This is a genomic window from Nonomuraea sp. NPDC048916, assembly GCF_040649575.1.
In the GTDB taxonomy this organism is placed as follows: Bacteria; Actinomycetota; Actinomycetes; order Streptosporangiales; family Streptosporangiaceae; genus Nonomuraea.
Genome location: NZ_JBEZFS010000023.1, coordinates 148,294 through 159,965 on the forward strand (window position 1 = coordinate 148,294; position 11,672 = coordinate 159,965).

12 protein-coding genes are annotated in these 11,672 nt (G+C 72.3%); 2 read left to right on the top strand and 10 right to left on the bottom strand.

Going from position 1 to position 11,672, the window contains the following annotated elements; genetic code table 11:
• Window positions 1–25: 25 nt before the first annotated feature.
• Complete coding sequence (locus AB0C16_RS24940; protein WP_357686312.1) at window positions 26–1,060, bottom strand: hypothetical protein; 1,035 nt, start codon at window positions 1,058–1,060, stop codon at window positions 26–28.
• Window positions 1,061–1,135: 75 nt separating this feature from the next.
• Window positions 1,136–4,063 carry a bifunctional [glutamine synthetase] adenylyltransferase/[glutamine synthetase]-adenylyl-L-tyrosine phosphorylase gene (locus AB0C16_RS24945; protein ID WP_357686313.1) on the bottom strand — a complete coding sequence of 976 codons (2,928 nt, stop codon included), beginning with the start codon at window positions 4,061–4,063 and terminating at the stop codon, window positions 1,136–1,138.
• Window positions 4,064–4,353: 290 nt separating this feature from the next.
• Between AB0C16_RS24945 and AB0C16_RS24950 the strand changes: the two genes are divergently transcribed.
• Window positions 4,354–4,905: an HXXEE domain-containing protein gene (locus AB0C16_RS24950; protein ID WP_357686314.1), complete on the top strand. Its 552-nt coding sequence runs from the start codon at window positions 4,354–4,356 to the stop codon at window positions 4,903–4,905.
• 294 nt (window positions 4,906–5,199) lie between these two features.
• On the opposite strand, the gene AB0C16_RS24955 is transcribed toward AB0C16_RS24950, so the two are convergent.
• Complete coding sequence (locus AB0C16_RS24955) at window positions 5,200–5,883, bottom strand: type 1 glutamine amidotransferase (protein WP_357686315.1); 684 nt, start codon at window positions 5,881–5,883, stop codon at window positions 5,200–5,202.
• A gap of 137 nt (window positions 5,884–6,020) precedes the next feature.
• Between AB0C16_RS24955 and AB0C16_RS24960 the strand changes: the two genes are divergently transcribed.
• Window positions 6,021–6,872, top strand: coding sequence for an alpha/beta hydrolase (locus tag AB0C16_RS24960; RefSeq protein WP_357686316.1), 852 nt, complete (start codon window positions 6,021–6,023; stop codon window positions 6,870–6,872).
• Here AB0C16_RS24960 and AB0C16_RS24965 read toward each other — a convergent pair.
• The 7 genes from AB0C16_RS24965 to AB0C16_RS24995 all read right to left on the bottom strand — a co-directional run bounded on the left by AB0C16_RS24965 (window position 6,856) and on the right by AB0C16_RS24995 (window position 11,670).
• Window positions 6,856–7,023, bottom strand: a complete 168-nt coding sequence (locus tag AB0C16_RS24965) for a hypothetical protein (protein ID WP_357686317.1) — start codon at window positions 7,021–7,023, stop codon at window positions 6,856–6,858. The two genes, AB0C16_RS24960 and AB0C16_RS24965, sit on opposite strands and share 17 nt — an antisense overlap.
• 48 nt (window positions 7,024–7,071) lie before the next feature.
• On the bottom strand, window positions 7,072–7,785 hold the full coding sequence (locus tag AB0C16_RS24970) for a hypothetical protein (RefSeq protein WP_357686318.1): 714 nt from the start codon (window positions 7,783–7,785) through the stop codon (window positions 7,072–7,074).
• Between the two features lie 241 nt (window positions 7,786–8,026).
• Window positions 8,027–8,272 carry a hypothetical protein gene (locus AB0C16_RS24975; protein WP_357686319.1) on the bottom strand — a complete coding sequence of 82 codons (246 nt, stop codon included), beginning with the start codon at window positions 8,270–8,272 and terminating at the stop codon, window positions 8,027–8,029.
• Between the two features lie 5 nt (window positions 8,273–8,277).
• Entirely contained in the window at window positions 8,278–9,348 is a 1,071-nt protein-coding gene (locus AB0C16_RS24980) for a hypothetical protein (protein WP_357686320.1), read from the bottom strand.
• 115 nt (window positions 9,349–9,463) lie between these two features.
• Window positions 9,464–10,582 (bottom strand): SRPBCC family protein, encoded by a 1,119-nt coding sequence (locus tag AB0C16_RS24985; protein ID WP_357686321.1) that lies wholly within the window; start codon window positions 10,580–10,582, stop codon window positions 9,464–9,466.
• Between the two features lie 6 nt (window positions 10,583–10,588).
• Window positions 10,589–11,086, bottom strand: a complete 498-nt coding sequence (locus tag AB0C16_RS24990) for a hypothetical protein (protein ID WP_357686322.1) — start codon at window positions 11,084–11,086, stop codon at window positions 10,589–10,591.
• A 374-nt stretch (window positions 11,087–11,460) separates the two neighbouring features.
• Window positions 11,461–11,670 carry a hypothetical protein gene (locus AB0C16_RS24995; RefSeq protein ID WP_357686323.1) on the bottom strand — a complete coding sequence of 70 codons (210 nt, stop codon included), beginning with the start codon at window positions 11,668–11,670 and terminating at the stop codon, window positions 11,461–11,463.
• Window positions 11,671–11,672: the final 2 nt, after the last annotated feature.

Genomic DNA, 11,672 nt, shown 5'->3' on the forward strand with positions numbered 1-11,672 from the left:
GCTCAGCCTTGGTGAGTGATAAGGCTCAATGGCGCGATCTGATGCCGGTGATGCGCCGGAACAGGTCCCACCAGAAGGGCGCGCCGAACAGCAGGGCGATGTACGTCAGCAGGTAGCCGGGCCAGTGGCTGAGCGTGGTGAGGCGGTCCCACCAGGCGGCGCCGTTCCAGTGGATCGCGGGATCCTCGCCCTCGGGGATCGACAGGCTGACGATCGCGTGGTCGAACACCTTGACCAGCGCCGGCTGGCTGAGTGTGTCGGTGATGCACGGCACCGGGTTGGACTGCTCGCACCGCGCCTTGAGCTCGTTGTAGGCGTCGGGCCCGGCCTCGGCCACCGCGGTGACGGAGGCCCGGAAGGCGTTGTCACGCAGCAGCGTCTTGGCGTACTCGAGCCCGTCCATGGTGAACAGCAGCGTCACGGCCAGGCCCAGCACGGCCACGACCCATTTGACGTAGCGGCGGTAGAGCATGGACAGTCGCTGCATCTCGGTGTCGAACCAGGTTTCGACGCCCTGCCGGAAGCGGTCCATGTCGCGCTGCGCCGACTCCCACACGCCCTTGAGGTGGCCGTGGAGGGGGCTGCGCATCGCCTTGAGCTTCTCCAGCAGCCCGTCGACGCTGCCCGGGTCGGCGGCGGCCATCTCCATCATGGCGCCGGCGAACCGGCCCGGCGGGATGTTGGCGATGCTGGTGCGGCCGGTCTTCGGATGGTCGATCTCGCGAACCCGCTCGTAGAGCAGCTTCGTCATGACGTCCTCGGCCTTGGTCTCCCGCGCGGGCAGCTCGGCCGTCTCGGCGGGCGCCGGCTGGTCGCTGTGGACCGGCCGGGGGTCGCGGACGAACGGCAGCGCGCCGAACACGTCACGCGCCTTGGCGGGCAGCCACGACCTGCCCTCGGCGTCGCTGCCGTCCATGGTGTCGCGCAGGTAGGCCCACAGGAACTTGCTGCGGATGGCGAGCAACCGCACGAACGCCTCGTTGAGCCCGCTCACCAGCAGCGAAAGGAGCAGGAAGGACAGCACGAGGCCGAGGCCGAGATCAACGTAAACGGATAACAAAACCGATCACCCCGCGCCTTGATACACCCGCGAGGGGTCCGGCCGCAACGGACCGCACCTGATCGGTCACCGCCGTCAGGAGCCGTAGAAGACCCGGTCGACGACGCGGCGGGCGCGGCGGGTGACCCGGCGGTAGTCGTCGAGGAAGTCCTCCGAGCCGTCGGGCGGGTAGCCCAGGGTCTGGGCGATGCGGGCGCGTTCGCGGGCGTCGGCCGGGACGCTGTCGCCGGGCCGGCCCTTGACCAGCATGATGGCGTCCCTGACCCGGGAGGCGAAGCTCCAGGCCCGCGCCAGCACCGCCTCGTCGGACTCGTCCAGCAGCCCTTCGGCCACGGCCGCGCGCAGGGTCTGCAGGGTGCGGGTGGTGCGCAACGACGGGACCGCGCCGGCGTGGCGGAGCTGCAGGAGCTGGGCCACCCACTCCACGTCTGACAGCCCGCCGGGGCCCAGCTTGGTGTGCAGGGCGGGGTCGGCGCCCCGGGGCAGCCGCTCGGCCTCCATCCTGGCCTTCAGGCGCCTGATCTCGCGTACGGACTCCTCGGGCAGGCCGCCGGGCGGATGGCGCAGCCCGTCGACGAGCGACACGAACGCGGCGCCCAGCTCGGCGTCGCCGGCGGAGAAGCGGGCGCGCAGCAGCGCCTGCGCCTCCCACGGCGACGACCAGCGGGCGTAGTAGGCCTCGTAGGAGGCCAGCGTGCGGACCAGCGGACCCTGCCGGCCCTCGGGGCGCAGGTCGGGGTCGATGAGCAGGGGCGGGTCGGGGGCGGGGAGGCTGAGCAGGCGGCGCAGCTCGTTGGCGATGGCGTGGGCGGCGTCGGTGGCCGCACGCTCGGGAGCTCCGGGGACGGGCGAGTGGACGAACATGACGTCGGCGTCGCTGGCGTAGGAGGACTCCATGCCGCCGAGCCGTCCCATGGCGATCACCGCGAACCGGGTGGGCAGGCCGGAGCCGCGGCTGCTGATCGCCGCGTCGAGGGCGGCCTGGATCGTGATGTCGTTCAGCGTGGACAGGGCCACCCCGACCTGCTCAATGTCGATGAGCCCGAACAGGTCGGCGACAGCGGTGCGGAACAGCTCCCGGCGCCGCAGCGCCCGCACCGCGGCGACGGCCGTCTCGGGGACGCCCGCGTGGCGGGACACCGCCGCCGACGCCTCGGCCCGCAGCGACTCGGGTGAGCGCACCGCGAGCTCCTTCTCGGAGCCCAGCAGCGCCACGGCGTCGGGGGCGTGCATGAGCAGCGTGGTCGCGTAACGGCTGGTGCCGAGCACCCGGGCCATCCGCGCCGCCACCGCGGTCTCGTCGCGCAGCAGGCGCAGGTACCAGGGTGTGGCCCCCAGCTTGTCGCTGACCTGCCGGAAGCCGAGCAACCCGGCGTCGGGGTCGGGTGTGTCGGCGAACCAGCCGAGCATGACCGGCAGCAGCGTCCGCTGGATCGCCGCCCGCCGTGAGACACCGGAGGTCAGGGCGGCGAGGTGGCGCAGCGCCCCGTCGGGGTCGACGTAGCCGAGGGCGCGCAGCCGGGCGGCGGCCGCCGCCGTGGACAGCCGCGTCTCCGTCTCGGGCAGCCGGGCGACCGCCTGCAGCAGCGGGCGGTAGAACAGCTTCTCGTGCAGCCGCCGCGCCTCCCTGGCGTGCCGCCGCCACCGCTCGGTGAACTCTCCCACCGGGTCGGCCTGCATGCCGAGCGCCCTGCCGAGCCGGCGCAGGACCGCGGGGTCGGTCGGCAGGACGTGGGTACGGCGCAGCCGGTGCAGCTGGAGCAGGTGCTCGACCTGGCGCAGGAAGGTGTAGGCCTCGGCCAGGCCGCGCGAGTCGTCGCGGCCCACGTAGCCGCCCCGCGACAGCGCGGCCAGCGCGGGCAGCGTGGCCCTTCGGCGCAGCAGGGGGTCGAGCCGCCCGTGGACGAGCTGCAGCAGTTGCACCGCGAACTCGATGTCACGCAGCCCGCCGGGGCCCAGCTTGATCTGCCGCTCCCCCTCGGCGCGTACGTGGGCCTCGACGCGGCGGCGCATGGCCTGCACGTCCTCGACGAAGTTGTCGCGGGTGGCGGCCGACCAGACCAGGTCGTTGACCGCCTCGACATAGGCGGCGCCCAGCTCCAGGTCGCCGGCCACCGGCCGGGCCTTGAGCAGCGCCTGGAACTCCCAGGTCTTGGCCCAGCGCCGGTAGTAGGCCAGGTGGCTGGCCAGCGTGCGCACCAGCGGCCCGGACCGCCCCTCGGGCCGAAGCCCGGCGTCGACCTCCCACAGCGAGCCCTCGGGCGTGGCGACGGTGCAGGCCCGCATCATGGCCTGGGCCAGCCGGGTCGCGGCGCGCAGCGCCTTGGTCTCGTCGGCGCCGTCGCGCGGCTCGGCCACGAAGATCACGTCTACGTCGCTGATGTAGTTGAGCTCCCTGGCTCCGGCCTTGCCCATGCCGATCACCGCGAGACGTACCTCGTCGGTGTCGACCTCGGCCCGTGCGATGGCGAGGGCGGCCTCCAGGGCGGCGCCCGCGAGGTCGGACAGCTCGGCGGTGACCTCCGACAGCGTGGCCTGCCCGGTGAGGTCGCGCGCGGCCAGGTGCAGGAGCCGGCCGCGGTAGGCGACGCGCAGCGCCACGAGGGCGCCGGGGTCGGTGGCGCGCGGCTCGCCGTCGCCGGGCTCGGCGCCGACCGCGCGCAGCAGCTCCGCGCGGGGATCGTCCAGCCGGGGTACGGCCAGCAGAGCCACCTGCCCAGGGTGGCGCACCAGGTGGTCGCCCAGGGCGGCGCTCACCCCGAGGACGGCCAGCAGTCGTGACCTGAGCCGCTCGTCGGCGCGCAGGGTGCCGGCGAGCTCGGGCGCGCGCTCGGCCAGCCGGGTCAGCGTGGCCAGGGCGAGGTCGGGATCGGCGACGTCGACGAGTCCTTCCAGCAGCTCCTCGAACTCAGCTCCGGACTGACGGACCAGCCGAGCGGCGGCGGCTCCGTCGGCGAATCCGAGCTTGGCCAGCCGCGCGGCGGTGGACTCGATCCTTGGCACCCCTCCATCTTGACAGCCCGCCTTGGCGAAAGCCTAAAGTAAAACGCAACGTTGCGTTGCGTTTCTAGGAGGCGGCGATGATTCCGGCGACGGTTCTGACGAGGGTTCCGAGGGCGGTTCCGGCAACCGCTCCGGCGACGGCGACGGTTCCGGGGACGGTTCCGAGGGCGGCTCCGGCAACCGCTCCGGCGACGGCGACGGTTCCGGGGACGGTTCCGAGGGCGGCTCCGGCAACCGCTCCGGCGACGGCGACGGTTCCGGGGACGGTTCCGGGGACGGTTCCGGGGACGGTGACGTGGGGGCTGCTGGCGGCGTGGGCGGTGCACGACGCGGAGGAACTCGCCACGATGGCGGGCTGGGCGCGCCGGGCACGGCCGCGCCTGGAGCGGCGCCTCCCGATGGTGCCGTGGGAGCGGCTGGTGGTCTCCCAGCGGCACGTGAACGTGTCGATCGGGCTGATGGGCGGGGTGATGGCGGGCGCGTCGGCGCTCGGGGCACGCACCGGCGGGCGGAGCCCGGTCTTCCAGGCGGCATTGGTGGCCTTCGGGGTGCACGGGGTCGTCCATCTGGTGCAGGCCGCGGCCACCCGTGGCTACACGCCGGGCGCGGTGACGGCACCCGTGGTGGTGATCCCGTTCACGGTGTGGGCGTTGCGGCGGCTCCGGGCGGCCGGAGTGCCCATCAGGGGCGGGCCCGCCGCCGGGGCCTGGTCGGCGGCCTTCCCGCTCGTGCTGGCCGGCGTCCACGCGCTGGCGCACGTGCTGACCCGGCCGCGCCCCGACCGCCCTATCCGCCTCGCCCGCCCCGGCCGCCCCGGCCGGCCCGCGGCAGGTTCGGGATGATCCGGGATCTTCCCTAGGTCGTCCCCCGAGGCACCGACCAGGACGAGCCCTAGCCTCCGGATGGGCCACCACGCGCGAGTGGGCCGCCGAGGTCAGACCCTGGACAGGGCGGTCAGCCCAGGCCAGGCCGGTCAGCCCCGGGACGGCCAGGCGCGGGACGGCCAGGCGCGGGACGGGCAGGCACAGGACGGCCAGGCGCGGGACGGTCAGACTCGAACGGTGACGTGCGGGACGGTCAGGCGCGGGACGGTCAGACTCGAACGGTGACGTGCGGGACGATCAGGCGCGGGACGGTCAGGCGCGGGAGGCGGTGCCGACGATGGAGGCGAACGCCTCGGCCATCGGGCGCCAGGTGGCGATCAGTTTGTCCTCGGCCGCCTCGACCTCGGCGTTGAGCCGCTCGGCCGAGTCGAGCCCGGAGGCCGTGGTCCACGAGGCGAAGATCCCGGGCGTCGCCTCCGGATGGAACTGCACCGCCCAGGCCGTCTCGCCGAGCCGGTAGGCCTGGTTGGGGTAGCGGGTCCCGGTCATCAGCGGCACCGCGCCCTCGGGCAGCCGGGCCATCACGTCGCGGTGGTACTGGATCGCCACGCCGGCGCCGATCCCGGACAGCAGTGGATCGGTCCCGGCGGCCGGCAGCGCGGACACCTCGCACAGCCCGACCTCCAGCCCGGCGCCTCCCCGTTCCACGGTTCCGCCGCAGGCCATCGTCATCAGCTGCGCCCCCAGGCAGATGCCCAGCGTGGGCGTCCCCTCGGCGACGGATCGCCGCAGCAGGTCACGGGTGGCGGGCAGCCAGGGGAAGGCGTCGTCCTCCCAGGCGGCGGCCTCGCCGCCGAGCACGATCAGCCCGTCCGCCGCCCGCGCGGGCACCTCGTCGCCAAGGTAGGGCCGGACGACGTCGCAGGCCAGACCCAGCCAGCCGGCCAGGAAGCCCAGCCCGGCGTCCGCCTCGTGTTCGATGACAGTGATCTGCATAACGGACAATTTATCCGTAACTTCTGTTTCTGGGTACGCATCCACCAGTCATCCGGGACGGGATGAGCACCCGGCGGCCTCGGGAGACCGGAGCCGCCGCACATGACCGGCAAGCGGACAGGATCTAGGATCCGGCCATGAGATTCGACGACGTGGACGGCATGCGGATCGCGACGTTCGGCGACGGGCCGCGCCTGGTCATCGCGGTGCACGGCATCACCGCCTCGCTGATGGCGTGGGGCGCGGTGGGGCGGCGGCTGCCCGAAGACTGGTCGCTGGTGGCGATGGACCTGCGGGGGCGCGGGCACAGCGCCGGCCTGCCCGGCCCGTACGGCCTGCCCCGGCACGCCGAGGACGTGCTGCGCGTGGCCGGGCACGTGGGCGCCGGGCCGGACACGGTGCTGGCCGGGCACTCCATGGGCGCCTACGTCGCCGCGCTGGCCGCCGCGAGGCGTGACTTCGCGCGCGTGGTGCTGGTCGACGGCGGGCTGCCGCTGCCGCTGCCCGAGGGCGTGGACGCCGACGAGGAGCTGGAGGCGACGCTGGGCCCGGCGCTGGCCCGGCTCGACCGGACGTTCGAGTCGGCGGACGCCTACGTCGAGTTCTTCAAGGCGCATCCGGCCTTCACCGGGCGGTGGACCGCCGAGGCCGAGGACTACGTACGCTACGACCTGACGGGGCCGGAGGGCGCGCTGCGCTCGCGGGCGGTGCCCGAGGCGGTGCGCGAGGACGGCCGCTGGCTGCGAGTGGAGGCCGACCGGGTCGCCGCCGCGCTGGCCGCGATCAAGTCACCGATCTCCCTGCTCAGGGCGCCGCGCGGGCTGCTCGACCAGGACACCGGCTTCCACCCGGAGCCGCTGGCCGCGATGTGGGCCGCGCGCCTGCCCGGGCTGACGGACGAGCTGATCCCCGGCTGCAACCACTACACGATCCTGTTCGACGAGCGGTGCGCGTCGACCGTCGCCGACCGGCTCACGTCAGGACTCTGAGCCGGTCCAGCCTGGCCGGCGCGGGCAACCCCAGGCCGGCCGGCACGACGGGCGTGTGGGCCAGGCCCTTGGCCGGCGCGCCCACGCGGGTGCCGTGGCGCCACGGCGAGTGGTGGTCAGGTCCGCGGCTCGGCGCTGTGGCTCGGCGCACGATTCGCGGCTCCGAGTTTGTCAGCTCGCGGCGAAGACGGCGACGGGGTCAGCGTGGAGCGATCCAGGTCGCGCGGGCGGCGGCCACGAGCGTGCCGTCGACCTCGTAGACGGCACTCTCGCCGAACAGCTTGCGCCCCTCGCGGCCGGTGGCGCGGGCCACGATGGAGTAGGCGCCGCCGGCGTAGACCCGCCGGTGCATCTGCACGGCCAGCCGGCCGAGCAGCGCGGACTCACCGGGCTTGAAGTGGGACCAACCGGTGACGCAGTCGAGCGCGGCGCCCATGACCGACGCGGGCACTCCGTCCTCGTCGGCCACCGTGAACGGCACCCGCCATCCGGCGGCCACCAGGTCCGTGCCCTCGACCGGGCCGGGGAAGACGCGCAGACCGTCGCCCGGCTCGCGCAGGCCGCAGGAGAAGCACCCGGGGAAGGCGTGACCGTGCCAGCCGGCGAACCCGGCCTCGGCCCGGGCGGCGTCGTTGAACGGGACGAACTCGGGAGCGGTCAGGTCCTCGGCCACCGGGATGGCCTCGACCAGCAGCCGGTCGCCGTCGGACAGGGAGACGCTGTTGGCGACGTGCTCCAGGCGCAGCTCCGTCTCCAACGGGGTGGGGGCGTGCAACGTGACCTCGACGGCTGATCGGCTGCCGTTGAGCGCGTCGGCCATGGTCCCTGCTATCCAGCCGCCGTTGGCGACTCCATCCGGTCCCCGGAAACGCTCGGGAACGCTCAACACGGTCTGCAGGGCGGCCGTCGTCATGCCACACCCTCCTCTATCGCCTTATGTGGCGAGAAGTCCGAAATTTGACATAAAAACAGACCGATTTTACTGGATCTCCAGTTGACCAGGCCCATCAGGGTGCCGTCTGACGGCCAGCGCCCGGACATAACATCCCAAAACAGTCCGCAGACTCCCGATCAGGGTCCGACCGGCGCCACCCTCCGTAAGATACGGAACTCGCATGACACGGATGTGACGTGAGAGACAGAAGTGACGATGCTCACGTGCCCGGACGCGCCGTGGACGCGATGACGTAGTCGACTCGGATCTCGCGGTAGACCTCTCCCTCCGCCACGCGATCCGGCAGTCCGACGCGGCGGCCGCCGTCGTACGACTCCTGCTCCCCCAGGTACGCGACCGCCGTCCGGGGCGCCGCCTCGAACCGCAACCTGTCCGCTCGTACCGTGGCGGCGAAGACGATGTCCGCGGCCGCCGCGAACCGCGCGTCGGGACGCCTGTCGCTCATCCCCATCACCTCGACCGGTGCCTGTTCGCCATGTCACGCAGCCGGCGCGCGCCCGCCCGGCGGGCGGCCTTGCCCAGCCCCTTCAACGCCGCACCAAGTGCCGGCTCCTCGCGCCTCTCCACCTTCCGATGCCCACCTGCCTCACCTGGCTCCTCGCCCCGCTCCTCCTCACGAGGGCCCTCTCCGGCCTCGGCCGGTTTCCCCTCTTCCCGTGGTTCCGCCTCCCCACGAGGCTCGGCTCGCCCCTCGTCCCGCTCTTCGGTGCGGCCCTTGTCCTGCTCCTCGGTGCGAGGGGTCTCGCCTGCGTCTTCTTCCGGGGCGGGCGGCTTCCCCCTGTCGTCGACGCCGGTCTGGAGGTCCCGGCCGGTGTCGTCCACGCGTGGTTCCTCCGGAACGGCCGATGGGGCCGGGGGCGCGGTATCCGCGGGGGCCGTGGCCGGGGCCATACCGGGTTGCGGCGTAGTGGGAGGCGCCGCGTTGGACGGTGGCGGACCCGTGACCGTGGCCGACACGTCGCGGGCGGCCGTACCCGCGGTCCGGGCGACGGTCCGGGCGGTCTTGGGCACCTCGCCGACAACGTCGCGGGCGGCGTCACCGACGGACTCGACGGTGCCCTTGAGCGCGGAACCCGCGCTCGCCCCCACCTCGCCGACGGCCCGCCCGGCTCCGGCGCCGACGTCGCGGGCGGCCGACGCCACCCCCATCGTGAGGTTGTTCAGCAGCTGGGGATTGTTGTCGATCGTCTTCAGCACGTCCCGGATGATCAGGGCGACGTTGTCGAGCCGGACCTTCAGCAGCGCCTTGGCCTCCACGCCGGAGATCTCGAGGTTGACCCTTCCGAGGGTCACGTCCACGCCCACGTGCAGTCTCAGCAGATCGAGGACGTCGGCTTCGAGCGAGACCCGCGCGCGCAGGTCCTCCACGTCCAGGTTGATCCGTTCGACCTGGACCATGGGCACGTCGAGCAGGACGTCCGGATCCACGAGCCCATCCGGGCGTGACTCGCCGGGCCGTACGGGCGCCTTCTCCAGCGGACCCGAAAGATCCGTGGCCGCCTCGGGCAGCTCATCAGGCATGTCGTTGGTCCTCTCCCCCGGATGGATGGGCTCAGGCAGGACGGTGATACCGCCAAGGACGGCCAGTACGATCACGTGCCGGGCCGGCCCCCTGCGCCGGCCACGGGGAAGACCACTAGTGAGGCTGAGGCTCCAGGTGCTCGGCCTCGCTCCGCGATTCGCCGGAGCGCTCACCTTCGGGCCGATCGCCTTGGGACACGTCCCCCTCGGGCTGCTCGCCTTCGGGCGGTTCGCCCCCGGACTCCTCGCCCTCGGACTCCTCCGCGTCCGCGGTTTCGGATCCCTCATCGGTCACGAGCTGACCGTCATGGATCTCGCCTCGCCAGCCCTTGACCTCCTCCGGATGCAGCACGGCCTGCGTCATGACGTGGCGCCCGAAGTGCTTGATCTCCAGTCGCGCACGCCGGCCCTGAGCGCGCCACAGGTTCCCGACGTGCTCGAAGAACCCCTTCGGGTGGTACTCCAGGACGACCATGACCCGGGTGAGGTTGGGCGCGAGCTCGTGGAAGGTCACCGCGCCGTCCACGTATCCCTTGTCTCCCTCCGAACGCCAGATGATCCGCTCGTCGGGCACCTGCTCGATGATCTCCGACTTCCAGGTCCGGTGTGACCAGAAGATCTGTGCCTTCCACGTCAGCTGCTCTTCGGACTCCTGCTTCACGTTCTCGACCTTCTTCATGAAGCTCGGGAAATCCTCGAAACTCGTCCACTGGTTGTAGACCACGTCGATCGGGGCGCCGATGTCGATGGATTCGACCACGTTGGTCACCCGGGTCTTGTCACCTTCCGCTCTGCCTCTACCCGATTGGCCACCCGGCCGGCCGCCACGGCTGACCGCCCCCTTGACCGCCCGCCCGGCCCGGCCGAGCACACCGGGTTTCGAGGATGTCCCCTCTTCCGGGCCCTCTTCCGATCCTCCGGATCCGTCCTCCGGTTTGCCCGCCGGTCCTTCCGCCGGTCCTTCCGCGGGTCCTTTCGCAGCCTCCCCGGGCGCCTCCGCGCTCTTCTCCTCGCCGGACGGGTGCGGCGCGGTCTCCTCGCCGGACGAGCCGGGTGCGCCGCCACGCTCGGCGTAGTCGGTCAGCCTGCCGGTCATCCCCGTGACCTTGCCGGTCAGCGAGCCCAGCATCCGGGCTCCTATGGCTCCCGCGAGGTCTCGGCATTCCTTCGACAGCCGGTCCAGGGGGAGCGCCGTGGCGGCGCCGCCAAGAGTCTCCTTCGAGTCCTCCGTCATCTGGAGTCACCTCGTCACGGGAGCGCCACGCTGGGAGGGGACGGACTCCGCCTCCGGCGATTCCTTCCGCTCGCCGTGCGACACTGGCTGATCGTCCTGTTTGTCCTGCGGCTGCGCCTCGTCCTTCCGCTCGCCTTCCTGACGCTCACCCGCCTCGGTCGCGCCGGCCGCGCCGGTCTCAGGCGCCTTCGGGGCGGTCTCCCCACCGGGCGCGCCGGGATGCCGTAGCCCCTCGGCCCGCTGGTGAATGACGTCACTGAGCGCGTTGATCTGCTTGCTCGTCACCGCCACGGCCGCGGCCTTGCCGGCGTCGAGCAGATCACCGCGGAGGCGGTCGGTGGCTTCGGTCAGCTCGGGCGAGCCGAGTGCCTGCATCCCCTTCTGCAGCAATCCGCTCTTGCCCGCCTTCAGCCCACCGGCCACACCGGCCACGGCCATGGCGGCTGCCGCCCGCAGCTTGCGGCGGCGTCCGAAGTAGTATCCGGCGGCGACGGCAAGCGCCACCTTCCCTCCGCATTTCATGGTCACCGTCCTTGGTGGGCGGCCTCTCGAGGCCCGCCCGATCATCGACGGAAGCTCATGCCCCTCGTCCATTTCGCCTTGCCCAGCGAACAGGACAAAAAACACATAACCACCTAAAGTGGACCAATATCCTGCACGGAGGGCGACGGGCCCGGGACTGCGGGACGTTCCAGTCGCTGCCGCGTCCTGTCCGGACCGTCCGCATGCTCCAACTCCACGGGTCTCGATAGAGCCGTTCATGATCGCTAAGATCGGCGATCGAAACGGGACACCGCCGTAGGAGCAGGAAGATGAGTACCGGTCTTCGATTCGACCCTGGGCCGTTGGACGAGGCGGGGCGACACCTCCTGGACGTCTCAGCCGAGTTCCGGCGGCACACCCCAACTACGTTCGCTGTCGTGCGCGGCGCTGGTGAGACGGCATGGGCAGGCAGTGACATCGGCATGGCCACGGACGGGCTCACCGATCTGCTCCGGCAGGCCTGCGGACGGCTGTACGGCAACCTCCAGTTGACCGGCGAGGGCATCCGGATGATGGCCCGCACCCTCCATGAGAACGAGCTCCACGT